At 70.8% G+C, this 25989-nt stretch carries 19 protein-coding genes; 3 read left to right on the plus strand and 16 right to left on the minus strand.

The window, feature by feature from the left end; translation table 11 throughout:
- Window positions 1–19 precede the first annotated feature (19 nt).
- The 11 genes from ALA01S_RS04945 to ALA01S_RS04995 all read right to left on the minus strand — a co-directional run bounded on the left by ALA01S_RS04945 (window position 20) and on the right by ALA01S_RS04995 (window position 15972).
- The gene (locus ALA01S_RS04945; RefSeq protein ID WP_169805851.1) at window positions 20–1321 is read right to left on the minus strand and encodes an efflux RND transporter periplasmic adaptor subunit; all 1302 of its coding nucleotides are present in this window, start codon (window positions 1319–1321) and stop codon (window positions 20–22) included.
- Window positions 1322–1711: 390 nt separating this feature from the next.
- Entirely contained in the window at window positions 1712–2902 is a 1191-nt protein-coding gene (pncB, locus tag ALA01S_RS04950; protein WP_066332860.1) for a nicotinate phosphoribosyltransferase, read from the minus strand.
- 302 nt (window positions 2903–3204) lie between these two features.
- A complete protein-coding gene (locus ALA01S_RS04955) occupies window positions 3205–4104 on the minus strand; it encodes a peptidylprolyl isomerase (RefSeq protein WP_084267228.1) in 900 nt (299 codons plus the stop codon).
- A 27-nt stretch (window positions 4105–4131) separates the two neighbouring features.
- Complete coding sequence (gene narI / locus ALA01S_RS04960; protein ID WP_084267229.1) at window positions 4132–4935, minus strand: respiratory nitrate reductase subunit gamma; 804 nt, start codon at window positions 4933–4935, stop codon at window positions 4132–4134.
- Window positions 4932–5633: a nitrate reductase molybdenum cofactor assembly chaperone gene (gene narJ / locus ALA01S_RS04965; RefSeq protein WP_066332864.1), complete on the minus strand. Its 702-nt coding sequence runs from the start codon at window positions 5631–5633 to the stop codon at window positions 4932–4934. The genes narI and narJ overlap by 4 nt, the downstream gene beginning before the upstream one ends.
- Window positions 5634–5650: 17 nt before the next feature.
- Complete coding sequence (gene narH, locus ALA01S_RS04970; protein ID WP_066332867.1) at window positions 5651–7183, minus strand: nitrate reductase subunit beta; 1533 nt, start codon at window positions 7181–7183, stop codon at window positions 5651–5653.
- A gap of 30 nt (window positions 7184–7213) precedes the next feature.
- Complete coding sequence (locus tag ALA01S_RS04975) at window positions 7214–10996, minus strand: nitrate reductase subunit alpha (RefSeq protein ID WP_066332870.1); 3783 nt, start codon at window positions 10994–10996, stop codon at window positions 7214–7216.
- A 65-nt stretch (window positions 10997–11061) separates the two neighbouring features.
- Window positions 11062–12486: a NarK family nitrate/nitrite MFS transporter gene (locus ALA01S_RS04980; protein ID WP_066332872.1), complete on the minus strand. Its 1425-nt coding sequence runs from the start codon at window positions 12484–12486 to the stop codon at window positions 11062–11064.
- 103 nt (window positions 12487–12589) lie between these two features.
- Window positions 12590–13879: an MFS transporter gene (locus ALA01S_RS04985; RefSeq protein WP_066332874.1), complete on the minus strand. Its 1290-nt coding sequence runs from the start codon at window positions 13877–13879 to the stop codon at window positions 12590–12592.
- A 177-nt stretch (window positions 13880–14056) separates the two neighbouring features.
- Complete coding sequence (locus ALA01S_RS04990; protein WP_066332877.1) at window positions 14057–15274, minus strand: ABC transporter permease; 1218 nt, start codon at window positions 15272–15274, stop codon at window positions 14057–14059.
- Window positions 15271–15972 (minus strand): ABC transporter ATP-binding protein, encoded by a 702-nt coding sequence (locus tag ALA01S_RS04995; RefSeq protein WP_066332995.1) that lies wholly within the window; start codon window positions 15970–15972, stop codon window positions 15271–15273. The genes ALA01S_RS04990 and ALA01S_RS04995 overlap by 4 nt, the downstream gene beginning before the upstream one ends.
- Window positions 15973–16066: 94 nt before the next feature.
- On the opposite strand from ALA01S_RS04995, the gene ALA01S_RS05000 reads away from it, so the two are divergent.
- Entirely contained in the window at window positions 16067–16594 is a 528-nt protein-coding gene (locus ALA01S_RS05000; protein ID WP_066332881.1) for a sterol desaturase family protein, read from the plus strand.
- Between the two features lie 25 nt (window positions 16595–16619).
- Here the strand turns inward: ALA01S_RS05000 and ALA01S_RS05005 are convergent, their stop codons facing one another.
- Genes ALA01S_RS05005 through ALA01S_RS05020 form a run of 4 tightly spaced genes read right to left on the minus strand, consistent with a single transcriptional unit; the run spans window position 16620 to window position 21607 of the window.
- A complete protein-coding gene (locus tag ALA01S_RS05005) occupies window positions 16620–17648 on the minus strand; it encodes a phytoene/squalene synthase family protein (protein WP_084267231.1) in 1029 nt (342 codons plus the stop codon).
- Window positions 17645–19129 (minus strand): phytoene desaturase, encoded by a 1485-nt coding sequence (locus tag ALA01S_RS05010; protein ID WP_066332883.1) that lies wholly within the window; start codon window positions 19127–19129, stop codon window positions 17645–17647. Before ALA01S_RS05010 ends, ALA01S_RS05005 begins: the two co-directional genes overlap by 4 nt.
- Window positions 19126–20331: a lycopene beta-cyclase CrtY gene (crtY, locus tag ALA01S_RS05015; protein WP_238455700.1), complete on the minus strand. Its 1206-nt coding sequence runs from the start codon at window positions 20329–20331 to the stop codon at window positions 19126–19128. The genes ALA01S_RS05010 and crtY overlap by 4 nt, the downstream gene beginning before the upstream one ends.
- Window positions 20321–21607 (minus strand): glycosyltransferase, encoded by a 1287-nt coding sequence (locus ALA01S_RS05020; protein ID WP_066332894.1) that lies wholly within the window; start codon window positions 21605–21607, stop codon window positions 20321–20323. The genes crtY and ALA01S_RS05020 overlap by 11 nt, the downstream gene beginning before the upstream one ends.
- 240 nt (window positions 21608–21847) lie before the next feature.
- On the opposite strand from ALA01S_RS05020, the gene ALA01S_RS05025 reads away from it, so the two are divergent.
- The gene (locus ALA01S_RS05025; protein ID WP_084267232.1) at window positions 21848–22825 is read left to right on the plus strand and encodes a polyprenyl synthetase family protein; all 978 of its coding nucleotides are present in this window, start codon (window positions 21848–21850) and stop codon (window positions 22823–22825) included.
- 14 nt (window positions 22826–22839) lie between these two features.
- Here ALA01S_RS05025 and ALA01S_RS05030 read toward each other — a convergent pair whose 3' ends face one another.
- Window positions 22840–24501 carry a DNA recombination protein RmuC gene (locus ALA01S_RS05030; RefSeq protein WP_157118771.1) on the minus strand — a complete coding sequence of 554 codons (1662 nt, stop codon included), beginning with the start codon at window positions 24499–24501 and terminating at the stop codon, window positions 22840–22842.
- Window positions 24502–24734: 233 nt separating this feature from the next.
- Here ALA01S_RS05030 and ALA01S_RS05035 point away from each other — a divergent pair, with 233 nt between their 5' ends.
- A complete protein-coding gene (locus ALA01S_RS05035; RefSeq protein WP_066332899.1) occupies window positions 24735–25850 on the plus strand; it encodes an NADH:flavin oxidoreductase/NADH oxidase in 1116 nt (371 codons plus the stop codon).
- Window positions 25851–25989 lie beyond the last annotated feature (139 nt).

Here is a 25989-nt window from a genome sequence, read left to right on the forward strand (position 1 = left end):
TGAAGGCGCCTTCAGCGTGTCAGTTGGCGGCGGTCGTCGCGTTGACGCCGGAAGCGGAAGAAGCAGCGGCCGCGGGCGCGGCGCCGGCACCCGAGGTCGGCGCGCCGGAGGCGGCACCGGCCGGCGCGCCGGGGACGCCGGAAGCCGGCGCCGACGCGGCCTCCGCCGGCACGCCGCGTGCGGGTGCGCCCGGGCGCACCTTCTGCAGCCCGTCCACGATGAGCTTGTCGCCCGGCTTGAGGCCGTCGGTCACCAGCCACTGGTCGCCCACGGAACGGTCCACCTTGAGCGGACGCGGCTGCACCTTGCCGTCGTCGCCCAGCACCATGGCCAGGGCGTTGCCCTTGGGGTCGCGCGTGACGGCGCGCTGCGGCACCAGGATGGCCTGCTGCGTCGTGCCCTCGTCCAGCAGCGCGCGCACGTACATGCCCGGCAGCAGCGTGCCCTTGGGGTTGGGGAAGACGGCGCGCAGCGTGACGTTGCCGCTGGTGGGGTCCACGGTGGCCTCGGCGAACTTCAGCGTGCCTTCCACGGGGAAGGTGCTGCCGTCTTCGAGCTGCAGCTTGACGCGGGCGCGGTTGCCGTCCAGGCGCTGCAGCTTGCCGGAAGCAAAGGCCCGCTGCAGTTGCAGCAGCTCGGCGCTGGCACGCTGGATGTCCACGTAGATGGGGTCGAGCTGCTGCACGGTCACCAGCGGCGCGGTTTGCGTGGCGGTGACGAGGGCTCCCGGCGTGACGGTGGAGCGGCCCGCGATGCCGGAGATGGGCGCGCTCACGCGGGCGTAGTCGACGCGGATCTGCGCCGTCTTCACCGCCGCATTGGCCGTGGCCACGTCGGCCTTGGCCTGCAGCAGCTGGGCCTGCGCATCGTCGCGGGCCTGCTTGCTCACGGCGTCGATGGTGACCAGCTCGTCGTAGCGGCGCGCGCGCAGGTCGGCCGTGGCGAGATTGGCCTGCGCCTTGGCCAGCGTGGCGCGGGCACTTTCCAGGTCGGCCTGCAGCGTGGCGGGGTCGATCTGGTAGAGCGTCTGGCCCGCCTTGACGAAGCTGCCTTCCTCGAACAGCCGCTTCTGGATGATGCCGCCCACCTGCGGCCGCACCTCGGCCACGAGGTAGGGCGTGGTGCGCCCGGCCAGCTCGGTGCGCAGCGTCAGCGGCTGAGCCTGCACCGTCATCACGCCCACTTGGGCCGGCGGCGGCGCGGCCGGCGCGGCGGCGGGCTGTTCCTTGGAACAGCCCGCCAGCATGACGACAGCCGTGCAGGCCAGCGCCAGCAAGGTGGTGGAAAAAGTGAGGCGGTAAGGAGGACGCAGCATGTGCATGGCGTAAGGAGTGGCAACGCGGGCGCGAAGCACACCCGGAATGGTTTTTACTGAATGAACGTTCATTCTACGGGTTTTGCCGGCATGTTGCAGCGCAGCAGTGGTGCTCCCACCACGCCGAGGCGCTGGGAACCCGCGAAAGTGCATGCGCGCAGGGCTGCGGCAGGCGTCGGCAAGGCCGCGCGGGGCGCGCGAGGCGTTACGCCGCCGGCAGGACAACGGCCCGGGCATGCGGCACCGCCCCGCGGCTGCGCACGGAGAACGGCACCAGGATGGGACGTGCAAAGGACAGGGCTGCGGCGCAAGGCGGGCAGCCGCCGGGTTCAAGGCTCAGCGGCGCACAGCAAATGAAGTGCCTTGGTGGCGACGGCCGGACGCGGCCAGCCGGCGTCAGGCCGCCGGGGCGTCGAAGACCTGGCGCAGGTAGGCCAGGAAGGTGGCGTCGGTGGCCAGCGTCTTGCCCGGCGAGTCGGAGAGCTTGGCCACGGGCTGGCCGTTGCAGCGCACCAGCTTCATGACGATGTTGAGCGCGGGCAGGCCCAGGTCGTTGGTCAGGTGCGTGCCGATGCCGAAGCCGCACTGCGTGCGGTCGGCGAAGTGGCGGTACAGGGCCAGGGCCTTGTCCACGTCCAGGCCGTCGGAGAAGACCAGCCGCTTGGTGCCGGGGTCTATGCGCAGCTTGTCGTAATGGGCCAGGGCCAGCTCGCCCCACCAGTAGGGATCGCCGGAGTCGTGGCGCAGGCCGTCGAAGAGCTTGGCGAAGTAGAGGTCGAAGTCGGAGAGGAAGGCGCGCATGCCCACCACGTCGGTCAGCGCCGTGCCCAGGTCACCGCGGTACTCCTGCACCCAGTCTTCCAGCGCGGCCTTCTGGTGGTCGCGCAGCCGCACGCCCAGCGCCTGGTACATCTGCAGGTACTCGTGGGCCATGGTGCCTATGGGCACGAGGTCCAGCTCGGCGGCCAGGAAGACGTTGGACGTGCCCTTGAAGTACTGCGGCACGGCGCGCCGGAAAGCGTCCACCACCTCGCGGTGCCAGGGGCCGCTGAAGCGGCGGCGTATGCCGAAGTCGAACAGGTCGAAGGGATTGCGGCGCTTGGGCTCCGCGTCGAAGGCCTGCAGCGTTTCAAGCTTGGCGCGCAGGCGGTGCCGGCCTTCGGCCAGCGCCGGTTCGGCGTCGAAGCGGCGGTAGTGCAGCTCGCTGACGATGGCCAGCACGTAGATCTCGAACGCCATCACGTGCACCTGCGGGCCCTCGGCGACGATGTGCAGCTCATCGCCGTCGGCCCAAGCCCGGATGAACTCGCGCTGGAAGCGGAAGATGCGCAGGAAGTCCACGAAGTCCGGGCTGATGTAGCGCAGCGAGCGCAGGTAGGCCAGCTCGGCCTTGCTGAAGCTCAGGCTGCACAGCGCGTCCAGTTCCTGCTCGACCTGCGGCAGCAGCGCGCCCAGGTCGGCGCTTTCGCGGTTGCGGCACACGAAGTGGTATTCGGCCTGCGTGCGCGGGTGCCGGTGCAGCATGGCCTGCCACATCGTGAACTTGTAGAGATCGGTCTCCAGGAGGCTGTGGATGACGGGGGACATGGAAACTCCAGCGCAGGGCAGGCGGTGCCGGCGCAACCAGTGACACGCCCCAGCGCGCCGCCTGCACGGGGAAAGCCATCAAGGGCCCCAAAAAGCCCACCCGCGGCGACAGCGCCTGCACAATTAGGTTGACATAATCCCCATTGCCGATATTCAGCGTGCCGTCCGCGCCCTCAACTGTCTCACCTCGAAGGCCCGCCGGTGAGCTTGATGGGGCTGCGCGGGCGCCACGGCTTCATGCCATGGCCGGGCGCGCCGTCAGCCCAAGGCCCGCGGTGGCCTGTACCGCGACCCGGCCGTGCTCATTGCACCAGCGGCGTATCGGCCCCGTCGAGGCTGACATGCGCCAGCTCGGCCGTGCCCGCCAGCCGTTGCAGGTACTGCCGCAGCGCCAGCACCCAGGCGTGCTGCCGCATGGACTGGGCCACCGCGGCGTGCACCTGCTCGAACGGCGGCGGATCGCCCAGCTCCCGCTTGAGCACCTCCACCACGTGCAAGCCATGCCGGCTGTGCACCAGGCGCGGCAGCACGCCGACCTCGGCGTGGCCGAAGATTTCCTTGCCGAGCTCCGGCACCACGTCCGCCGCGGTGAGCTCGCCCAACGCGCCCCCGTGCGCGCCGCTTGGGCAGTTGGACAGCTCGGCGGCGGCCTTGCCGAACGCGCCGTCCTGCGCCGAGGCGCAGCGCAGCTCCAGCAGCAGCGCCTCGGCGCGCTTGCGCAGCGCGTTGAGGTCCACACCCGGGGTGACGGCGAACAGCACATGGCGCAGCGCCACACGCTCCGGCCCGCCGAAGCGCCGCGGCTGGGCCGCGTGGTGGCGGCGGCACGCGGCCTCGTCGATGACGGGCAGTTGCAGCGCGCGCTCCAGCAACGCCTCTATGGCCAGCGACGCCGCGGCGCTCATGCTGCCGTCGAGCTGCGGCACGTCCGCCGCGTCCAGCAAGCCGGCGCCCAACGCCGCCTGGCGCAGCAGCTCGCTGTACGCACGCTGGCGCAGCGCCGCCTCCTCCGGCCGCTGTCCCGGCGCATGCAGCGCGATGCCGTTGACGCGGGCCACGGGCTCGTCAGCCTCCACCGGTGGTGGCACGGCCAGCATGGCGGCCACGGCCTCGTCCATCACTTCAAACTCGCGCGCCTGAAGGCGCGCGCCGCCACAACTGCATCCGCAGCCGTCGCCTGAGTTGCCTGCACATCCGCTCATGGTGGGCTCCTTGGTTGCGGCCTGGTTTCAACCCCGTCCGTGCGACGGCTGCACGCTGGCCGGCGCGGCACTGCCGTGCACGCTCACGGCCGGACGGCCCACGGTGTTTTCCAGCGTGCGGCGCGGCGCCAGGTGGCCCGCCGGCAGGTTCAAGCGCCGGCTGCGCACCACCTGGTACGGACGCAGCACGTAGGCCACCGAGGCCAGCCCGCTCCACACGTGCACCAGCCGCGTGAAGGGGAACACCAGGAACAGCGTCATGCCCAGGATCATGTGCAGCTTGAACACCCAGCCCACCGAGGCCAGCTCCGCCCCGTCCACGCGCAGCGTCACCACGCGCTGCGCCCAATCGGAGAGCACCAGCATCACGCTGCCGTCCAGGTGTTGGGCGGAGAACGGAAGGCTCGCCAGGCCCAGCGCCAGTTGAATCCACAACAGCACCAGCAGCACGATGTCGCTGGTCTTGGACGTGGCGCGGATGCGCGCGTCGGACAGCCGGCGGTTGAGCAGGATGTTCACGCCGGTGAAGGCCAGCAGCCCGGCGATGCCGCCGCTGGCCATGGCGATCATCTGCTTGGTGCCCGCACCCATGAAATGCTCATACAGCGCGTGCGGCGTGAGCATGCCCACCGTGTGGCCGAACAGCAGGAACAGCACCCCGGCATGGAACAGGTTGCTGCCCACGCGCAGGCTGCCGCCGCGCAGCAGTTGCGAGGAGTCGCTCTTCCACGTGTACTGGTCGCGGTCGAAGCGGATCAGGCTGCCGACGAGGAAGACGGCCAGGCAGAGGTAGGGATAGAGGCCGAAGAAGAAATGGTCCAGGGCTTTCATGCTTGCGCTCCTTGGGCGGGTGCCGCGTGGGCGGCGTTCTTGCGCACGACGTGTATGGGCTGGGCTTGGCCGGGCGCGGACTGCCCGCGCGTGCTGCAGCCGTCAAAGGCGGGCGGCTCGGCCCAGGCCTCGTCCAGGGGCTCGTCGGCCTGCACCGCCACGGCCTGCGGCTTCTCGCCGGCCAGCTCCAGCACGGCACCCAGCACGCAGGCGTAGGGGCTGCCGCGCTGGAGCAGCGCGCTGAAGACGGCGTTGAGGATGTGCGCCATCTCGCCCAGGAACTCCCGCGCCACCGCCGGCGGCTGCGTCGAGGCGAATTCCAGCACCACGCCCAAGTGGTCGGGCAACTCCTCGTCGCCCAAGTACAGGCCGGCGCGCTCGTAGGTCTGCAGCAGGTCGATCATGGCCGGGCCGCGTTCGCGCGAATCGCCGTGCACGTGCTCGAACAGGTGCAGCGAGGTGGCGCGGCCACGGTCGAAGGTCTCGACGTAGCGCTCCTCCAGCTCGTAGGCGTCGCCGCGCTGCAGGCCCGCCATGAGCGCGCGCAGCTCGTCGCGGCGCGCCGCGGGCAGCGCGCCCTCCTCGTCCAGGGCCTGCGCCAGTTGCGGCAGCGCGGCGCGAAGCTCGGCGCCCGGGTAGCCCAGCAGCGCCGCGAGCACGCGGGCGGTGAGCCGGTGGTTCCTAGCCTTGTTGAACATCGCTTGCTCCCCTGGCCTCAGACGCTGGCTTGGATGGGAATGGTGCGGCGCTTCTTGGCGCCGAACAGGCTGGTTTCGCCCGCACCGTCCGAGCAGCCGTTGCCGAAGCTGAAGCCGCAGCCACCGCGCACGTCGAAGGCGTTCTCGGCGTACTCGCGGTGCGCCGTCGGGATGACGAAGCGGTCCTCGTAGTTGGCGATGGCCATCACCTGGTACATGGCCTCGACCTCGGCGCGATCCAGGCCGACCTGCGCGAGCACCGACAGGTTCTCGCGCCCCTCCACGTGCTTGTCGCGCTGGTAGGCGCGCATGGCCAGCATGCGCTCCAGCGCGCGCACCACGGGCTTCTCGTCGCCGGCCGTCAGCAGGTTGGCCAGGTACTGCACGGGGATGCGCATCTGCTGCACGTCCGGGATCTGGCCATTGGTGCCCAGGTGCCCGGCCTGCGCTGCGGACGTGATGGGCGACAGCGGCGGCACGTACCACACCATGGGCAGCGTGCGGTACTCGGGGTGCAGCGGCAGCGCCACCTTCCACTCCACGGCCATCTTGTAGACCGGGCTCCTGCGCGCGGATTCCAGCCACGCCTCGGGGATGCCGTCGGCGCGGGCCTGCTCGATCACGCGCGGGTCGTTGGGGTCCAGGAAGATGTCGAGCTGCGCCTGGTAGAGGTCCTTGTCGTGCTCGATGCTGGCGGCCTGCTCGATGCGGTCCGCGTCATAGAGCAGCACGCCCAGGTAGCGGATGCGGCCCACGCAGGTCTCGGAGCACACCGTGGGCTGCCCGGCCTCGATGCGCGGGTAGCAGAAGATGCACTTCTCGGCCTTGCCCGTCTCCCAGTTGTAGTAGATCTTCTTGTAGGGGCAGCCGGAGACGCACATGCGCCAGCCGCGGCACTTGTCCTGGTCGATGAGGACGATGCCGTCCTCCTCGCGCTTGTAGATGGAGCCGGACGGGCACGATGCGACGCAGGCCGGGTTGAGGCAGTGCTCGCACAGCCGCGGCAGGTACATCATGAAGGTGTTCTCGAACTGGCCGACGATCTCCCTTTGCGCCGCCTCGAAGGTCGCGAGGTTCGCGTCCTTGCTGCGCTTGGCGAACTCGCCGCCGAGGATCTCCTCCCAGTTCGGCCCCCATTCGATCTTCTGCATGCGCTGGCCCGTGATCAGGCTGCGCGGGCGCGCCGTGGGGGCGGCCTTGCTCTCCGGCGCGGACTGCAGGTGATCGTAGTCGAAGGTGAAGGGCTCGTAGTAGTCGTCGATCTGCGGCAGGTTGGGGTTGGCGAAGATGCGCATGAGCAGCTTCCACTTGCCCCCCTGGCGCGGCTCGATCGAGCCGTCGGCGTTGCGACTCCAGCCGCCGTTCCACTTGTCCTGGTTCTCCCACTCCTTGGGGTAGCCGATGCCGGGCTTGGTCTCGACGTTGTTGAACCAGGCGTATTCCAGGCCCTTGCGGTTGGTCCAGACGTTCTTGCAGGTGACGGAACAGGTGTGGCAGCCGATGCACTTGTCCAGGTTCAGGACCATGCCGATCTGAGCACGTACTTTCATGTCGGTACTCCGTTTCTTCCCGGGTGCGGGTCAGGCGTGTGCGGCCGCAACGGGCTCGTCATCCAGCCAGTCCACCTTGGCCATCTTGCGCACCACGACGAACTCGTCGCGGTTGGTGCCTATGGTTCCGTAGTAGTTGAAGCCGTAGCTGTACTGGGCGTAGCCGCCGATCATGTGCGTGGGCTTGGTGACGATGCGCGTCACCGAGTTGTGTATGCCGCCCCGCGTGCCCGTGATCTCCGCCCCGGGCGTGTTGATGATCTTCTCCTGCGCGTGGTACATGAGCGTCATGCCCTCGTTGACGCGCTGGCTCACCACCGCACGCGCGGCGATGGCGCCGTTGGCATTGAAGAGCTCGACCCAGTCGTTGTCCACGATGCCGGCCTTCCTCGCGTCCACCTCGCTGAGCCAGATGACCGGGCCGCCGCGGTTGAGCGTGAGCATCATCAGGTTGTCGCTGTACGTGGAGTGGATGCCCCACTTCTGGTGCGGCGTGATGAAGTTGAGCGCGATCTCCTTGTTGCCGTTGGGCATGCGGTCCATCACCGGGCTCACGGCCTTGAGGTCCACGGGCGGGCGGTAGGCCACGAAGCCTTCGCCGAAGGCGCGCATCCAGTCGTGGTCCTGGTAGAACTGCTGCCGCCCGGTGAGCGTGCGCCAGGGAATGAGCTCGTGCACGTTGGTGTAGCCGGCGTTGTAGGAGACCTTCTCGCTTTCCAGCCCCGACCACGTGGGCGAGCTGATGATCTTGCGCGGCTGCGACTGGATGTCGCGGAAGCGGATCTTCTCGTCCTCGCGGTGCAGCGCCAAATGCGCGTGCTCCAGGCCCGTTTGCTTGGAAAGCGCGTCCCACGCCTTGACGGCGACATGGCCGTTGGTCTCGGGCGCCAGCATCAGCACGACCTCGGCGGCGTCGATGTCGGACTCGATCTTCGCCATGCCCCTGGAGACGCCGCTGTCCTGCACCACGCCGTTGAGCTCGCGCAGCTGGGCCACTTCGTCCTTGGTGTCCCAACCTATGCCCTTGCCGCCGTTGCCCGCCTTCTCCATCAAGGGGCCCAGCGCCGTGAAGCGCTTGAAAGTGTTGGGGTAGTCGCGCTCGACCACGGCGATGGACGGCGCCGTCTTGCCGGGGATCAGCTCGCACTCGCCCTTCTTCCAGTCCTTCACGCCGAAGGGCTGCGCCATCTCGGCGGCGGTGTCGTGCATCAGCGGTGTGAGCACGACCTCCTTCTCCACGCCCAGGTGGCCGACGCAGACCTCGCTGAACTTCTTCGCGAAGCCCTTGTAGATCTCCCAGTCCGACTTGGCCTGCCACGCCGGGTCCACCGCCGTCGAGAGCGGGTGGATGAAGGGGTGCATGTCGGAAGTGTTGAGGTCGTTCTTCTCGTACCAGGTGGCCGTGGGCAGCACGATGTCCGAGTACAGGCAGGTGGTGCTCATGCGGAAGTCCAGCGTGACCACCAGGTCCAGCTTGCCTTCAGGCGCCTGGGCGTGCCACTTCACCTCGGTGGGCTTGGCGTCGTCCGCGCCCAGGTCCTTGCCCTGCACGCCGTGCGTGGTGCCCAGCAGGTGCTTGAGGAAGTACTCGTGGCCCTTGCCCGACGAGCCCAGGATGTTGGAGCGCCACACGAACATGTTGCGCGGCCAGTTGTCGGGGTGGTCCGGGTCCTCGCAGCTCATCTTGACCGAGCCCTCCTTGAGACCCTGGACCACGAAGTCCTTGGCCTCCAGGCCCTGGGCCGCCGCCGCGGCGGCCAGCGTCAGCGGGTTGGCCTGCAGTTGGGGCGCGGAAGGCAGCCAGCCCATGCGCTCGGCGCGCACGTTGTAGTCGATCATGCTGCCGCCGAATTTGGCCTTGTCGGCCAGCGGCGAGAGGATCTCGTCCACGCCCAGCCGCTCGTAGCGCCACTGGTCGGTGTGGGCGTAGAAGAAGCTGGTGGAGTTCATCTGGCGCGGCGGGCGCAGCCAGTCCAGGGCGAAGGCCAGGGCCGTCCAGCCCGTTTGGGGCCGCAGCTTTTCCTGGCCGACGTAGTGCGCCCAGCCGCCGCCGCTTTGGCCGATGCAGCCGCACAGCATGAGCATGTTGATCACGCCGCGGTAGTTCATGTCGGCGTGGTACCAGTGGTTCATGGCCGCGCCGATGATGATCATGGACTTGCCATGCGTCTTGTCGGCGGTGTCGGCGAACTGGCGGGCGACGGTGATGGCCTGCTCGCGCGGCACGCCGGTGATCTTTTCCTGCCACGCGGGCGTGTAGGGATGGTCGTCGTCGTAGCTCTGGGCCGCGTTCTCGCCGGGCAGGCCGCGCGCCACGCCGTAGTTGGCCGCCAGCAGGTCGAACACCGTGGCCACCAGCGCGCTGCGCTGCTCGCCCGCCTTGCCCAGGCGGATGCGCTGCACCGGCACGGCGCGGCGGATCACGTCGCCGGCGGACTTGTTGGCCGTGAAGTGCGGCGTGTCCAGGCCGCCGAAGTACGGGAAGGCGACCAGGGCGGTCTCGGCCTCCAGGCCGTCCACGCCCTCGCCTTCCAGCGCGGAGAGCCTGAGCTTCACGGCCTGGCCGTGGCGGGCTTCCTTGGCCTCCAGGTTCCACTGGCCCTGGGCCTTGCTCCAGCGAAAGCCGATGGAGCCGTTGGGCAGCACGACCTTGCCGGCCTCGTCGATGGCCACCGTCTTCCACTCCGGGTTCTCGGCCTGACCGAGGTGGCCGTTGAAATCGCTGGCGCGCAGGTAGTGCGCGGGCACGAGCGCCGTGGAGCCGTCCGCGAGCGCCTGCTCTTCGAGTTGCACCAGCAACGGCAGGTCGGTGTAGCGGCGCGCGTAGTCGTCGAAGTACGCGCTGCGCTTGTCAAAGTAGAACTCCTTGAGGATGACGTGGCCCATGGCCATGGCCAGCGCCGCGTCGGTGCCCTGCTTGGGGTGCATCCACAAGTCGCACAGCTTGGCGACCTCGGAGTAGTCCGGCGTCACCGCCACCGTTTTCGCGCCCTTGTAGCGCACCTCGGTGAAGAAGTGCGCATCGGGCGTGCGCGTCTGGGGCACGTTGGAGCCCCAGGCGATGATGAAATTGCTGTTGTACCAATCGGCCGACTCCGGCACGTCGGTCTGCTCGCCCCAGGTCTGCGGGCTGGCGGGCGGCAGGTCGCAATACCAGTCGTAGAAGCTCATGCACACGCCGCCGATGAGCGAGAGGTAGCGCGATCCCGCCGCGTAGCTGACCATGGACATGGCCGGTATGGGCGAGAAGCCGATGATGCGGTCCGGCCCGTGCTTCTTGGCCGTGTAGACGTTGGCCGCGGCGATGATCTCGTTGACCTCGTCCCAGGTGCTGCGCACCATGCCGCCCAAGCCACGCTGCTGCTGCCACTCGCGCCGCGCATCGCTGTTCTCCACGATGCTGGCCCACGCATCCACCGGGCTCTGGGCCACGGCGCGTGCCGCTCGCCAGTGCTTGAGCAGCCGGCCGCGCACCATGGGGTACTTCACGCGGTTGGCCGAGTACAGGTACCAGCTGTAGCTGGCGCCGCGGGCGCAGCCACGGGGCTCGTGGTTGGGCAGGTCCGGCCGCGTGCGCGGGTAGTCGGTCTGCTGCGTCTCCCACGTGACGATGCCGCCCTTGACGTAGATCTTCCAAGAGCACGAGCCCGTGCAGTTGGTGCCGTGCGTGGAGCGCACGATCTTGTCGTGCTGCCAGCGGGCGCGATAGGCATCCTCCCAGGTGCGGTCTTCGCCGGTGGTGACGCCGTGGCCGTCGGCGAAACCCTCCTTGGGCTGGGAGAAGTGCGTGAGTCGGTCAAGGAAGTGGCTCATGTCTCGTTGCTCGTGTAATGCGTGGGAATGCGACGCGAGTCGTGGAGGGCGCCTTCGCGCCGGCCTCAGCAGGGCATCTCGGCGTGCTTGCGGGCGTAGAACCACCAGGTGATGGCCACGCACAGAACGTAGAAGGCGATGAAGCAGTACAGCGCCGCCTCCGGGCCGCCGGTCAGCGAGATGGAGGTGCCGTAGCTCTTGGGGATGAAGAAGCCGCCGTAGGCCCCGATGGCGCCGGTGAAGCCCAGCGTGGCCGCGCCCTCGGTGTTGCCTTCCTTGGTGGCGCGGGCCACGGCCACGGCGTCATGGCGGTCCACGCCGCGCAGGGCCTGGTTCAGGAAGATCACCGGGATCATGCGGAAGGTGGAGCCGTTGCCAATGCCGGTGGTCATGAACAGCACCAGGAACATGGCGAAGAAGCCGGTGAAGTTGCCGCCCACGCCATTGGTGGGCAGGAAGTGCAGCACCCCCACCACGGCCAGCGCCATGACGGCGAAGTTCCAGACGGTCACGCGGGCGCCGCCCAGCTTGTCGGCCAGCCAGCCGCCCACGGGGCGGATGAGCGCGCCGGTCAGCGGGCCCATCCAGGCGTAGGCCAGCGGGTTCACGCCCGGGAACTGGCTCTTGATCAGCAGCGGGAAGCCCGCGGCGTAGCCGATGAAGGAGCCGAAGCAGCCCAGGTACAGCACGCACATCAGCCAGTTGTGCTTGCGGCGGAAGATGGCGGCCTGCGCGGCGAAGGAGGCCTTGGCGTCGGCGATGTCGTTCATGCCGAACCAGGCGGCCACGGCTGCCAGCGCGATGAACGGCACCCAGATGAAGGCGGCGTTCTGGGCCCACACGGTGGAGGCGGCGCCGTTCTTCATGATCTGCTGTGCTTCGCCGCCGATGGCGCCGAACAGGCCCAGGGCGATGACCAGCGGCGACAGGAACTGCACCACCGACACGCCGAGATTGCCCAGGCCGGCGTTGACGCCCAGGGCCGCGCCCTTCTTCTCCTTGGGGAAGAAGAAGCTGATGTTGGCCATGGACGAGCTGAAGTTGCCGCCGCCCAGGCCGCACAGCAGCGCCAGCAGCAGCATGGTGGGGTAGCCGGTGGTGTTGTCCTGCACCGCGAAGCCGATGCCCAGCGCGGGAATCAGCAGCGAGGCGGTGGAGATGGCCGTCCAGCGGCGGCCACCGAACACCGGGACCATGAAGGAATAAAAGATGCGCAGCGTGGCCCCGGAGAGCGCGGGCGCCGCCGCCAGCCAGAAGAGCTGGTTGGTGGAGTACTGGAAGCCCAGCGAGGGCAGGCTCACCGCCACCACGCTCCAGACCTGCCAGATGGCGAAGGCCAGGAACAGCGCGGGAACGGACAGCCAGAGGTTGCGGCGGGCAACGGCTTCGCCTTCGCGCGACCAGAACGCCTTGTCTTCAGGCGCCCAGTGCTGGAGCGTGCGGCCCTGCCGTGCACCCAGTGCGACGGCGGAGGGAGAGGTGGAACTCATGAGGGTTCTCCGTGTGTGACGGAAGAAGAAAAGAGGTGGCGTCGCGCGCGGGGGGGTGGGAGAAGGACAGTGAGATGCGCGCGACGCCGGGGAACTTCGAGGCTCAGGCCGCGGCGCTGCCCAGCACGGGGCGGCTGCGGACCTCGGTGAAGTACATCCAGATCAGCGACACCCAGACCACGCCGTAGAGCAGCATGAAGGCGCTGGAGCGCACGCCGGTGAGGTCCATGAGCGCGCCGAACAGGATGGGCAGCAGGAAGCCGCCCATGCCGCCGGCCAGGCCCACGATGCCGCTGATGGCGCCGATGTTGGTCGGGTAGTCGTTGGCGATGTACTTGAAGACGCTGGCCTTGCCGAACGCGAAGGCCACGCCCAGCACCGCCATCAGCGCGGTGAAGGCATAGACGTTCAGGCCGATGTGGAAGGTGGCCGGGCCGTTGACCGTGAGCACCGTGAAGTCGGTCTGCGGGTAGGACAGCGCGAACAGGCAGATCCAGCTCACCCACATCACCCACCAGGTGACGGAGTGGGCGCCGTACTTGTCGGAGAGCCAGCCGCCGATGGCGCGCAGCACGCCGCCGGGCAGCGAGAAGCAAGCCGCCAGCAGCGCCGCGACGCGGATGTCCAGCCCGTACTCGCCCACGTAGTACTGCACCATCCACAGCGACAGGCCCACGTAGCCGCCGAACACGATGCTGTAGTACTGGCAGTACTTGAGCACGCGCGGGTCCTTGAGGGCCTGCAGTTGCTCGCGGAACGAGGCCTTGCTGGTGACCAGGTGCGCCGGGTCGGAGCGGCTGAACAGCCAGAACAGCGCCACGGTGCCCAGCATCACGGCCGCGTACACCTGCGGCACCATGGCCCAGCCGGCGGCCACCACGATGGCCGGCGCGATGAACTTGTTCACCGCCGCGCCGGAGTTGCCAGCGCCATAGACGCCCATGGCGAAGCCCTGGCGGTTCTTGGGAAACCAGCGCGCGACGTAAGGCGTGCCCACCGAGAACGAGCCCCCGGCCAGGCCCACGAAGAGGCCGATGGCGATGAAGTGCCAGTACTGCGTGGCGTAGGCCATCAGGAAGATGGCCGGGACCGTGGACGCCATGAGCAGCGTCATGACGATGCGGCCGCCGAAGCGGTCGGTCCAGATGCCCAGCGGCACGCGCACCAGCGAGCCGGTGAGCACGGGCGTGGCGGTGAGCAGGCCGAACTCGGTGGCGTTGAGGTTGAGTGCCTTCTTGATGGGGATGCCGATGACGCCGAACATCATCCAGACCATGAAGCACACCGTGAAGGCCAGCGTGCTGACCACCAGCACCGACAGCGCCTGGCGGCTGCGGGTGGCCGCGGCGTCACGCTGTGATGCGACCGCGGCGGTGGTGACGGGTACAGCCATGAAGCTCCCCTCTTGTTGACATGGGGAGGAGTTTTTCGTTATTTGCCCGTCGCGCCCATCCATCCGACGGCCAGTCGGCGCCGTCGCGAAGGAGGATGGCGGCTCATCCCCAGGAACGAGCCGCCGCGGCCGCGGCATCGTTCGAAAGGAGTATTGGGCCGTGCCGGCCCGCCGGCCTCAGACGTGCGCCAGCGCCTCCACGATGGGCTGGCGCACCGCGCGGCGCGCCACCCAGGCCGAGGCCAGCATGGACAGCAGCGCCATGGTCAGCACCGTGCTGAGCACGGGCCACGCCTCCAGGTCGATCTGCAGCGGATAGCCCACGCTGTGCCCGGGCGGCGGCGGCATCTGCACGGGGAAGATCCGCAGCAGCGTGGAGATCGCCACCGCCGCCGCCGCGCCAAGCAGCGCCCCGGCACCGCCGAGGATGAGGCCCTCCAGCGCCAGCGCGGTGAGCAGTTGCCGCGGCAGCGTGCCCAGCGCGCGCAAGGTGCCGATCTCGCGCGTGCGCTCCACCACGGCGCTGGCCATGGCGTTGGCGATGACGACGACCACGATCACGAAGATCACCAGGCCCATCACGCCGAAGATGCGGTGGTAGAGCGCGCGCACGCTGTCGTAGAAGCCGGCCTGCGCCTCCCAGGTGCGCACGGTGAGCGACGGCAGGCGCTCGGCCAGCCGCGCCTGCGCCGCCGCGACGTCCTCCATGCCGCGCAGGAAAACCGAAAGCACGGAGACGCGCTGCGTCTGCAGCAGCCGCTGCGCGGTGGCGAGGTCGGTGTAGAGCAGCCGCCGGTCCAGGTCCGGCACGCCGGTGGAGATCACGGCCCGCAGCTTCACCGCCGCGGACTCCAGCGTGCCGCGCGTGCCCGTGGCCATGAGCGTGAGCGCGGCGCCGGGCTCGGCGCGCAGCGTGCGCGCCAGCTCCGCGCCCAGCAGCACCCAGCCGCCCTCGCCGCCTTCACCACCTGCAGGCATGGCGCCCTGCACCACGCGCAGGAAGTCGCCCTTGGCCTGCGCCTCGGCCGCGGCGTCCATGGCGATGGCGGCCATGCCGACGGACTTCTCGCCGTTGCCCACCAGCCCGCTGAACTCCACGCGCGCGAGCACGTGGCGCACGGCCGGGTCGGCCAGCAGTTGCCTGCGCAGCGCGTCGGCGTCGTCCAGGCCATGCTCCAGGGGCACGGCCTCGTCGAGCTCGAAGTGTCGCGGGGTGCCGACCACCAGATGGCCGCTGTCGCGCACGGCGGCCTGCGCCAGCGCGTCATAGGTGTAGAGCGCAAAGCCGCCGGCCAGCAGCAGCGCCGCCGTGCCCAGCGCGGTAATGAACAGGGCCACCGTCGAGCGGCGGCGGTTGCGCAGCACGTTCTGCGCGGCAAAGGTGAGCCACCTCATGCGGCGCTCCGGGCGTTGACGGGCACGGCCGCCGGCGCGCCCTCGATGCGGCCGTCCAGCAGCCGCACGATGCGGTCGCAGCACCGCGACAGCCGCTCGTCGTGGCTGGCGAAGAGAAAGGTCACGCCGTCCTCGTGGCAGCGCTCGCGCATGAGGTCCAGCACGGCCTCGGCGGTGTGCGAGTCCAGGCTGGCCGTGGGCTCGTCGGCAATCACCAGCGCCGGCCGTTTCACCAGGGCCCGCGCAATGGCCACGCGCTGGCGCTGGCCCCCCGAAAGCTCGTCCGGCCGGTGGCGGGCATGGGCGGCCAGGCCCACGGCCTCCAGCGCCTGGGCGACCCGGCGGTCGCGCTCGGCCTGCGGCACGCCGGCCAGGAACAGCGGGTACTCCACGTTCTGCGCGGCGCTCATGACGGGCACCAGGCTGAAGCCTTGGAAGACGAAGCCCAGCAGGTCGCGCCGCAGCAACGCGCGGTGCCGTTCGCTCAACCGGTGCACCGGCTCGCCTCTGAGCAAAACATTGCCGGCGTCGGGCAAATCGATGAGCCCGCACATGTTCAGCAGCGTGGTCTTGCCGCTGCCCGACGGGCCGGTCAGCGCCAGCATCTCGCCGGCGCGCAGGTCCAGGTCCACGCCCTGCAGCGCGGGCACGGTATGCCGCCCAAGGCGGTAGCTCTTGCGCAGTCCGCGCAGCGTCATCACCAGCGGTGCGGTCACAGCGTCAGCCTCCTCGTCGCGGTAATCTGCCGCTTGCAGGGCAGGCGCCTTGCCCACCATCCAACCATCATCCCGCATGGCCATGCTTTTGAACGTCGCCATCGTCCTGCTGACCATCGTCGCCATGGAATTCTTCGCATGGTGGGTGCACCGCCACGTGATGCACGGCATAGGCTGGGGCTGGCATGCCTCGCACCATGCGCCACGCCAGGGCCTTTTCGAGAAGAACGATTTGTATGCGCTGGTGTCGGCGGGCATCGCCATCGCGCTGATCTGGGTCGGCATGCAAGGGCACGCCGTGCCGCTGTGGGTGGGCGTGGGCATGACGGCCTACGGCGTCCTGTACTTCATTGCCCACGACGGGCTGGTGCACCAGCGCTGGCCGCTGCGCATCACGCCGCGGCGCGGCTATTTCAAAAGGCTTTACCAAGCACACCGGTTGCACCACGCGGTGAGCAGCCGCGATGGCGCGGTGTCCTTCGGCTTCCTGTGGGCGCCGCCCCCGCAGCGGCTGCGCGAGGAGCTGCAAAGGCTGCGGGCGCAGCGCGAAGGCGCGGGCAGCCGCGAGCCGGCGTCCTCGCCCTCCCCCACGGCGCCGCGCTGAAGCCGGCGCCGCGGTGCGCCCAAACTCAGGCGCGCTGCGGGCGTTGCCAGAGGGTGGCGGGCCGCGGCGCTGCCGGCAGCGCCCGCATGGCCAGCGCCACGGCCATGCCGCGCGCCACGAACCAGGCCTTCTCGGCCCCGCTGGTGCGGGCGCGCGTGTCCCAGGCCTGCGGGCCGCGCGCATGCACCTTGCGGCCGATTTCGCGGTACACGTCGCGCGCCGTGGCCACCGACCAGGCCGAGCGCACCGGCAGCGCCGCCAGCCCCGCGCGCGCCGAGGCGTAGTAGGGATCGGCCGCGGCCAGCAGCCGCGCCGCGACGCCGGCCAGCGCCTGGCGGTGGCGCGGGTCACACACCTCGTCCGCCGCAACGCCGGCCGTGTGCAGCCACTGCAGCGGCACGTAGATGCGGCCGATGGCGGCGTCCTCCACGATGTCGCGGGCGATGTTGGTGAGCTGGAAGGCCAGGCCCAGATCGCAGGCACGGTCCAGCACGGCCGCATCGCGCGCGCCCATCACGCGGGCCATCATCAGGCCCACCACGCCGGCCACGCGGTAGCAGTAGAGCAGCGTGTCCGCCAGCGTCTCGTAGCGCGAGCCTTCCACGTCCATGCGAAAGCCGGCCAGGTGCTCCAGCGGCAGCGCGGGAGGAATGCCGTGCTGCCGCACCACCTCGGCCAGCCCGTCGAAGGCCAGGATGCCGCAGCGCCGGCCGGCGCAGGCGCGGCGGGTGAGCGTTTCCAGCTCCTGCAGGCGCTGCAGGCTGTGGTCGCGGCTGCCCTCGCGCTGGCCGTGGCCGAGCTGCTGGCCGTCGATCACGTCGTCGCAGTGGCGGCACCAGGCGTAGAGCATCACGGTGCTGCGGCGCGTACCGGGGTCGAACAGCCTGGCCGCGGCGGCAAAGCTGCTGGAGCCGGCCTGGATGACCTGCCGGCCATGGCTGCCGGCGTCCACGGCCGGTGGCGTCAGCGGCGATGGCGGCTTGCGCGTGGCCGTGAGGCGCAGCAGCGCGCGGCGGGCGCGGTCGGCGGTGGCGGTGTGTCGGATCGCACTCATGCCATGTCCTCCAGCATCAGCCCTGCCGTCGCCTTGGCCGAGCCCACCACGCCCGGCACGCCCGCGCCCGGGTGCGTGCCCGCACCGGCGATGTAGAGGTTGGGGATGACGGCATCGCGGTTGTGCGGCCGGAACCACGCGCTTTGCGTGAGCACCGGCTCCAGCGAGAAGGCCGAGCCGAGATGGGCATGGAGCTCGTCGCGGAAATCGGCCGGCGTGAAGATGCGGCAGGTCACCAGGTCGCCGCGCAGCCCCGGCATGTGGCGCTCCTCCAGGTACTGCAGGATGCGCTCGCGCATGCGCGGGCCCTCCACGCTCCAGTCCACCGGCGCGTGGCCCAAGTGCGGCACGGGCGCCAGCACGTAGTGGCTGCCGCAGCCCGGCGGCGCCAGCGAGGGGTCGGTGACGCAGGGCGAATGCAGGTAGAGCGAAAAATCGTCGGGCAACGGCCCGGCGAAGATTTCCTTGATCAGCTCGCGGTAGCGCTGGCCGAAGCACACCATGTGGTGGCGCAAGTGCGCGTGGTGGCGGCGCAGGCCGAAATGGATGACCAGCAGCGACATGCTGAAGCGCTTGCCCTTGAGCGCCTTGGCCTGCGCCACGCCGCGCGGCTCGTGGCCCAGCAGGCGCTCGTAGGTGTGGACCACGTCGGCGTTGGAGGCCACGCGGTCCGCCGCCAGCCGCTCGCCGCCGCGCAGCACCACGCCGCAGGCCCGCCCGTCGCGCAGCTCGATGCGCTCCACCGGCGCGTTCAGCCGCACCGTGCCGCCCAGGTCCTCGAACAGTTTTACAAGCGCCCGCACCAGGGCGCCGGTGCCGCCGCGCGGGAACCACACGCCCCACTGCCGCTCCAGCGCGTGGATGAGCGCATAGATGGAGGACGTGGCGAAGGGATTGCCGCCCACCAGCAGCGAGTGGAACGAGAACGCCTGGCGCAGATGCTCGTCGTGGATGAAGCGCGCCACCATGGCGTACACGCTGCGCCAGGCCTGCAGCCGCATGAGCTGCGGCCCGGCGGCGGCCATGGAGCGGAACGAGAGAAACGGCACCGTGCCCAGCTTGAGGTAGCCCTCGTTGAACACCTCGCGCGAGTAGCGCAGGAAGCGCTGGTAGCCCTCCACGTCCTGCGGGCAGCGCTGCCGGATCTGCTCGTCCAGCCGCGCCTGGTCGTTGTCGTAGTCGAAGAAGGAGCCGTCCTCCCAGCACAGCCGGTAGAAGGGCGACACGGGCAGCAGCTCCACGTAGTCCTTCATCCGCCGGCCGCTGAGGGCGAACAGCTCCTCCAGCGCCGACGGGTCGGTGATGACCGTGGGCCCGGCGTCGAACGTGAAGCCCTGGTCCTCGTAGACGTAGGCGCGGCCGCCGGGCTTGTCGCGCGCCTCGACCAGCGTGGTGTGGATGCCGGCGGACTGCAGCCGCACGGCCAGCGCGATGCCGCCGAAGCCCGCGCCGATGACCACCGCACGGCGCTCCCCGCTCATTGGTGCACCTCCACGCGGCCGGACGACGGCCGGTCCAGCGCCGCCCGCAGCGCCGCGCCCAAGGGCACGGGCGGCTTGCCCGCGACGATGCGCAGCTTGTCCAGCGGATGGAGTTGCGCGGCGTAGAAGCGCGCGATGAGCGATTCCGGCAGTCCGTAGAAACGTTGCATGACCTTCCAGCGCTGGTGAGGTTGAGCCGAACGGAACAGCATGCGGTTGAGCAGGCGGAAGAAGCCTCTCGCGCGCCAGCGCTCCTGGGCGTGGCGGCGCACGGCCTGGAACAGGGCCGCCGCCGACAGATCGGATTGCGCGGCCAGCAGTTCCGCCAGCGCCACGGCGTCCGGCAGGGAATAGCCCGTGGTGGGATGAAACAGCCCGGCCGCCAGGCCTGAGCAGGGCACGCCGGCGGCCTCACGCCAGAAGGCCTGCACGTCGCCGGAGAGGACGATGGGCAGCACGCCCTGCTCCTCGCGCAGCACGCGGCGCACCTGCCAGCCGTGGCGCTGCACGTAGCGGGCAATGCGCGCGCGCAGCACCGGCACGTCCAGCGTGGTCGCGTCGGCGTAGTAGGTGTCCTCCACCAGCAGCGTGGTCGCGGTGAAGGGCAGCACGTAGACGAAGCGGTAGCCGTCGTGCTGGTCCACGCCGGCGTCCATGAGCAGCGGATGCGCGAGGCCGTGCGGCTCGCGCAGCTCCAGCTCCTGGCCCAGGAATTTCTGGTGGCCCAGCGACAGCGCCGCGCTGCGGCGCAGGCCGCGGCCGTCGATGACCGCGCCCGCGCGCAGCACGCCTCCGTCGGCCAGCCGCACCTGCGTGGGCGTGAGCGACGCCACCGGCACGCCGTAGCGCACCCGGTTGCCCAGCGCGGCCGACAGTTGCGCGTGGAAACGGTCCGAGGTGAGGCTGGCATAGCCGCCGCGCAGCACGCGCCGGCATTGCGGGAACACCACCTCGTGCGCGTCCCAGCGGTGGGCCACCAGCGGCGCTATCCACGCGCGCTGCGCCGCGCTCAGGTCCGTGGGGTGGAAAGACCAGGTGTGGTTGCCGCCCAAGGTGGCGCCGGCTTCGAGCAGCAGCACGTGCACGTCCGGCCGCGCCTGCCACATGCGCCAGGCGATGAGGCCATTGGCCAGGCCGCCGCCGACGAGGATCACGTCCGCGTCCAGCGCCGAACCCAAGGGCAACGCGTGTTCAGCCGGCAAGCCGCACCTCCGCGGGCGATGGGAGCCCGAAAATCTGTTCCATGAGCGTGACCGCCCGCACGGCGCCGCCGGCGGTGGCCACCTCGGCGCCCAGCCTGCGCGCGTTGGCACGGAAGGGCGTGTCCGTGAGCAAGCGCTGCAAGCGCCGGCGAATGGCCCCCGCCGTGGCCAGCCGCGGCGACAGGCTCAGGCCCGCGCCCGCGTGCACCAGGCGCGCCGCGGCGCCGGGGTGGTCGAAGGCGATGGGCAGCGCCAGCATGGGCGTGCCGGCCACCAGCGCGTCCAGCACCGTGTTGAGCCCGCCGTGGCTGACCACCGCATCGGCGCGCGCCAGCGCCGCGCGCTGCGGGGCGAAATCCGTCACCCAGGTCGCGCCCGCGGCCCGCACGGCTTCCACCTGCGCCGCGTCCAGCCAGCCGCAGTGCGCCAGCAGCAGTTGCGCATCCAACTCGCGGCAGGCGCGGGCGATGCGCTGGAACAGCGCCAGGCGCCCGCCCTGCATGGTTCCCAGCGAGGCGAAGATGAAAGCCTTGCCGTCGCGCACGGGCAGCACCAGCGGCGGCTCGTCCCGCGGCGGCGGGCGCAGCGGCCCAACGGCGTGGAAGCACGGCGGCAATTGGGTGCGCGGGAAATCGAAGCCCGGCGTGGTCTGGCTGATCTGCAACTGCGTCGAGAGGCACTGCGCCAGGTGCGTGCGCGGCGGCAGGCCCAGCAGCCGGGCCGACTCGGCGATGGCGCGGGCATGCGGCGCCATCATCCAGTCGTAGACGCGCGTGCTGGCCTCGTTGCGGTGGCGGGCGCGCTCGCTGTCCTCGTAGCGCCAGGGCATGACGGGCAGCGGCACCAGCGGCTCGCGGTTGACCGGCAGCGCGCAGGCCACGGACACGCAGGGTAGCCCCAGCGACTCGGCCAGCAGGCCGCCGGCGGCCTCCATCTGGTCGGCAACGACCACCTGCGCCCCGGCTTGCCGCAAGGCTTGCCGGCCGTGGCGGCACAGCAGCGCGGTGCCCTCGGCCATGTCCTGGATCACGCGGCGCAGCCCCCAGGGCGTGCCGGGCCGCGCCGCGCGCGCAGCCACTTCGGACAGCGGCCGCTTGGGCTCGTCGCCCCGGCCCACGGGCTTGAAGCCAATGCGCTGGTCACTGATGAGCGCGCGCACCTCGGGGCGGGCGATCCACGTCACCTCATGGCCCCGGCGCAACAGCTCGCTTGTTAAACCTTCGAGCGTGCGCACGTGGCTCAGGAAGGGCGGCGCGATGACGGCAAAGCGCGTCATGGCGGGCAGCGGCTGGATGCTTGAGAAATCAAGCGCATGTGCGCAGTGGAAGCCATAGCGACCCCTTCATGCCATGTCCCCGGCTGATGAACGTGCGGCGGCCCACGCCGCCTCCAAGGTCCCGGGAACGCGGCGGCGCGCCGCCTGCTCTAAAAAGACCGTCCCGGGTGCCGCCCGGGAGCAAGGCACGCGCCGCCCTGGGTTGGCGCGGGCGTTTCCTCACCAGCCTTTGCCCAAGCCATGACGCTTTCCGCCGCAGACCCGATGGTGTTCCTGCCCGCCGTGGACGACCCCGTGCTGTCCGGCCTGCGCTCGGGTTTCGAGGCGCACCTGGCCGCAGCGCTGCCCAAGTCGCGCGACGCCGCCGACCTGGTGGTGGCCGCCATGCGCGAGGCCGCGCTGTCGCCGGGCAAGCGCATCCGGCCGCTGCTGCTGCTGACGGCCACGCACGCGCTGGGCCGGCCGGCGTCCTCGGTGATGGACGCGGCCTGCGCGCTGGAGCTCGTGCATGCCGCCTCGCTGGTCATGGACGACTTGCCTTGCATGGACGACGCCAGCCTGCGCCGCGGCCGGCCCACGCTGCACCGCCAGTTCGGCGAGGACGTGGCCTCGCTGGCGGTGATCGGCCTGCTCAGCCAGGCCTTCCGGCTGGCGGCCGCCTCACCGGCGCTGGAGCCCGGCCCGCGTGCGCGGCTGACCGTGTTGCTGGCCGACGCCGTGGGTTGCCAGGGGCTGGTGGGCGGCCAGTTGCGCGACCTGCGCTGCACCGAAGGCGCCCGCACGGCGCGCGACGCCGCGGTGGTCAACCGCTGCAAGACGGGCGCGCTGTTCCGCGCCGCGCTGCAAGGCGCGGCCATCGCCGCCGGCGCGCAGGCCGACGTGCAGGACGCGCTGGGCCGCTGCGCCGACGACATCGGCCAGGCCTTCCAGCTCCTGGACGACTTGAAGGACGACGGCGCCCTCGCGCCCACCGGCAAGGACACGCACCAGGACGAGGGCAAGACCACGCTGCTGTCCCTGCTCGGCCGCGACACCGCGCGGCGCCGCCTGCAGCGCCACTTGCGGCGCGTGGAGGACGCGCTCACGGCGCTGTTCCCGCAGGAGGACGTGGTGCTGCGGCTGCTGCGGCGGGGGTGCGGGTTTGACGCGCTGGGCCAGGCCGGCGCACGCCGCAATGGCGCGGCCCCGGCTCAGGGCAGCGCGGCCGCCGCGGGCTGAGACGGCGCCGCCCGTCAGGCCGTGCCGTCCACGGCGCCGGGCATGACGGCCCCCGCCTCGATCGCCGCGACCGTGCGCGCCAGCGCCGCCCCGGCCGCCTCGTCGGCCTCGGCCCGCTCGGTCAAGTGCGCCGGCAACTGCTTGGCCGGCTTGATGCCCAGGTCCTTGAGCATTTCCGCCTGCCGGATCACGTTGCCCCGGCCGCTCGCGAGCTTCTTTTCCGCGTCGTCGAAGCACTTCTGCGCCGAGCGCAGCGCCTCGCCCGCGCGCTTGAGCTCGTTGGCAAAGCCGCACAGCCGGTCGTAGAGCTCGCCGCCGCGCCGGGCGATCTCCTGTGCGTTGCGGTTTTGCGCCTCCTGGCGCCACAGGTGCGACACCGTGCGCAACACGAACAGCAGCGTGGACGGGCTCACCAGCAGCACGTTGCGCCGCCACGCGTCCATGAACAGCTCGCCGTCGTGCGTCACCGCCAGCATGAAGGCCGGCTCCACCGGCATGAACATCAGCACGAAGTCCAGCGAGTGCAGGCCGTACAGGTGCTGGTAGTGCTTGTCGGAGAGGCCGCGCAGGTGCGCGCGCACGGAATCCAGGTGCTGGCGCAGGTGGCCCGCACGCGCCGCCTCGTCCTCGGCATTGGCGTAGCGCTCGTAGGCGATGAGCGACACCTTGGCGTCCACCACCAGGCGCCGCTCCTCCGGCAGGTGGATCACCACGTCCGGCTGCAGCCGCTGGCCGTCGGCATCGACGCGGCTGTCCTGCGTCACGTACTCCTGCCCCTTGCGCAGCCCCGCGGCCTCCAGCACGCGCTCCAGGATCAGCTCGCCCCAGTTGCCCTGGGACTTCGTCGAGCCCTTGAGGGCGGAGGTGAGGTTCTTCGCGTCCTCGCTCAGCGCCTGGTTCAGCTCGGCGAGCTGGCGCACCTGCTGCGCCAGGGCCGAGCGCTCCTTGCCCTCGGTGACGTAGACCTCCTCCACCTTGCGCTGGAACTCGGTCAGCCGCGTGCGCAGCGGGTCCAGCAACTGGCCCAGGTTGGCCTGGTTCTGCTCGGTGAAACGCCGGCTCTTCTCTTCCAGGATGTCCGCGGCCAGCGCCTTGAACTGGTCGCTGAGCGACTCGCGCGCGGCCGTGAGCAGCGCCAGCTTCTCGGCCGAGCCGCGCCGCTCGGCGTCGAGCTGCTCGGCCAGGCCGCGCGCCTCGGCGGCGTGGCGGCGGCCCTCGGCGTCCACGCGCTCGAAGGCGGCCTTGAGCTCGCGCAGTTGCGCGTCCAACTGCTGCGCACGCTGCGCGTGCTCGGCCTCGGCGGCGGCCAGGCGCTGGCGGGTGTCCTGCTCGTCCTGCAGCTGCAGGCGCAGGTCCTGCAGATCGGCTTCCAGGCGCGGCACGCGCCCGGCGCGCTCGCGCAGGCCCGCGGCCTCGTCGCGCAGCCCGTCCAGCGCGCTTTGCAGCGCCTCGGCGCGGCCGCGCAGCACGCGCAGCTCCTCGCCCTGCTGGCGCAGCGCGCCTTCAGCGTTCTCGGCGCGGGCCAGGGCGGCGGACTGCTGCGCCTGGCCCTCGGCTTGGGCGCGGGCCAGCGCCAGCGCCACGGCCGCCTGCTGGCGCGGCCGCATCCACAGCACCGCCGCGCCGCCGCCAGCCAGCACGCCCGCGGCCAGCACGGCCAGCATCGCCACATCCATTCCCACGCTCCTCGTCCACCGGAGGGCGGGATTATCCCGAGCCCGCCGGCAGCCCCGGGTCCGCGACCGCGCCCATGGCGGCGGCGCAACACCCCGGGCCGCCCCCCGTGGCGGTACAAAGGCAGCCCGTGCCCGCCCCGGGCCGGGCTGGCCCGCGGCGGGCGCACGTCTTGCCGCCAGCCGCCCAATCGCCTGATCGCCCAGGCCGCCAGAACCACCACCACAGGACTCCGATGAGCGCCCTCTTTCAACCTCTGGACCTCGGCGCGCTGCGCCTGATGAACCGCATCGTCATCGCGCCCATGTGCCAGTACTCGGCGCGCGAAGGCACGCCCGGCGATTGGCACCTCATGCACTTGGGCACGCTGGCGCTCTCCGGTGCGGGGCTGCTCATCCTGGAGGCCACGGCCGTCTCCCCCGAGGGACGCATTTCCCCCTTTGACCTGGGCCTCTACAGCGACGACAACGAGGCCGGCCTGGCCCGCGTGCTGCAGGCCGTGCGCGCCCATTCGCCCATGCCCATCGCCGTGCAATTGGCACATGCCGGCCGCAAGGGCTCCTCGCGCGCGCCCTGGGACGGCGGCACGCAGATCGCGCCGAATGAGCCCCTGGGCTGGAAGACCGTCGCGCCCTCGCCGCTGCCGCACAGCCCGGAGGAAGACGCCCCCGCCGCGCTGGACGCCGCCGGGCTGCGCAAGGTGCGCGACGACTTCGCCTGCGCCGCGCGCCGCGCCGCCCGCCTGGGGCTGGAGGCGATAGAGCTGCACTTCGCGCACGGCTACCTGCTGCACCAGTTCCTGTCGCCGCTGGCCAACCAGCGCGACGACGAGTACGGCGGCAGCCTGGACAACCGCATGCGGCTGCCGCTGGAGGTGTTCGACGCCGTGCGCGCCGCCTTCCCCGCCGAGCGCCCGGTGTGGGCGCGCATCTCCGCCACCGACTGGGTGCCGGGCGGCTGGGACATCGAAGGCACCGTCGCCCTGTCACAGGCGCTCAAGGCCCGCGGCTGCGCCGCCATCCACGTCACCACCGGCGGCCTGTCGCCCCTGCAGGCCATACGCCTGGGCCCGGGCTACCAGGTGCCCTACGCGCAGCGGGTGAAGGCGGAAGTCGGCCTGCCCACCATGGCGGTCGGCCTGATCACGGAGCCGCGCCAGGCCGAGGCCATCGTGGCCGAGGGCGAGGCCGATGCCGTGTCCCTGGCCCGTGCCATGCTCTACGACCCGCGCTGGCCCTGGCACGCCGCCGCCGCGCTGGGCGCCCAGGTGTTCGCCCCGCCGCAGTACTGGCGCTGCCAGCCGCACGAATACAAGCACCTGTTCATCGAGAACCGCTTCGGCCAGCGGTGAGCGCGGCCTGCCGCGGCGGCGCGACGGCTGCGGTCGCCCGTGCGCGCCGCAGTCCCCAGCCCGGGCCACGGTGGCCATCAAGGCCCAGGCCTGAGGTCAGGGCACGGGTAGGGTCGCCGCAATAGCCGAAACTCACGAC

Origin of the sequence: Azohydromonas lata NBRC 102462 (assembly GCF_001571085.1) — a bacterium.
Lineage (GTDB): Bacteria > Pseudomonadota > Gammaproteobacteria > Burkholderiales > Burkholderiaceae_C > Azohydromonas > Azohydromonas lata.

What these genes read in the sequence shown, in the direction of transcription:
- ALA01S_RS05030 (WP_157118771.1), bottom strand. Translation starts at nt 24,501, where the DNA reads ATGGATGTGGCGATGCTGGCCGTGCTGGCCGCGGGCGTGCTGGCTGGC.
- narJ (WP_066332864.1), bottom strand. Translation starts at nt 5,633, where the DNA reads ATGTTCAACAAGGCTAGGAACCACCGGCTCACCGCCCGCGTGCTCGCG.
- ALA01S_RS04980 (WP_066332872.1), bottom strand. Translation starts at nt 12,486, where the DNA reads ATGAGTTCCACCTCTCCCTCCGCCGTCGCACTGGGTGCACGGCAGGGC.
- ALA01S_RS05025 (WP_084267232.1), top strand. Translation starts at nt 21,848, where the DNA reads ATGACGCTTTCCGCCGCAGACCCGATGGTGTTCCTGCCCGCCGTGGAC.
- ALA01S_RS05020 (WP_066332894.1), bottom strand. Translation starts at nt 21,607, where the DNA reads ATGACGCGCTTTGCCGTCATCGCGCCGCCCTTCCTGAGCCACGTGCGC.
- ALA01S_RS05000 (WP_066332881.1), top strand. Translation starts at nt 16,067, where the DNA reads ATGGCCATGCTTTTGAACGTCGCCATCGTCCTGCTGACCATCGTCGCC.
- ALA01S_RS05035 (WP_066332899.1), top strand. Translation starts at nt 24,735, where the DNA reads ATGAGCGCCCTCTTTCAACCTCTGGACCTCGGCGCGCTGCGCCTGATG.
- ALA01S_RS04995 (WP_066332995.1), bottom strand. Translation starts at nt 15,972, where the DNA reads ATGACGCTGCGCGGACTGCGCAAGAGCTACCGCCTTGGGCGGCATACC.
- ALA01S_RS04945 (WP_169805851.1), bottom strand. Translation starts at nt 1,321, where the DNA reads ATGCACATGCTGCGTCCTCCTTACCGCCTCACTTTTTCCACCACCTTG.
- narH (WP_066332867.1), bottom strand. Translation starts at nt 7,183, where the DNA reads ATGAAAGTACGTGCTCAGATCGGCATGGTCCTGAACCTGGACAAGTGC.
- ALA01S_RS04955 (WP_084267228.1), bottom strand. Translation starts at nt 4,104, where the DNA reads ATGAGCGGATGTGCAGGCAACTCAGGCGACGGCTGCGGATGCAGTTGT.
- narI (WP_084267229.1), bottom strand. Translation starts at nt 4,935, where the DNA reads ATGAAAGCCCTGGACCATTTCTTCTTCGGCCTCTATCCCTACCTCTGC.
- ALA01S_RS04990 (WP_066332877.1), bottom strand. Translation starts at nt 15,274, where the DNA reads ATGAGGTGGCTCACCTTTGCCGCGCAGAACGTGCTGCGCAACCGCCGC.
- ALA01S_RS05005 (WP_084267231.1), bottom strand. Translation starts at nt 17,648, where the DNA reads ATGAGTGCGATCCGACACACCGCCACCGCCGACCGCGCCCGCCGCGCG.
- pncB (WP_066332860.1), bottom strand. Translation starts at nt 2,902, where the DNA reads ATGTCCCCCGTCATCCACAGCCTCCTGGAGACCGATCTCTACAAGTTC.
- ALA01S_RS05010 (WP_066332883.1), bottom strand. Translation starts at nt 19,129, where the DNA reads ATGAGCGGGGAGCGCCGTGCGGTGGTCATCGGCGCGGGCTTCGGCGGC.
- ALA01S_RS04985 (WP_066332874.1), bottom strand. Translation starts at nt 13,879, where the DNA reads ATGGCTGTACCCGTCACCACCGCCGCGGTCGCATCACAGCGTGACGCC.
- ALA01S_RS04975 (WP_066332870.1), bottom strand. Translation starts at nt 10,996, where the DNA reads ATGAGCCACTTCCTTGACCGACTCACGCACTTCTCCCAGCCCAAGGAG.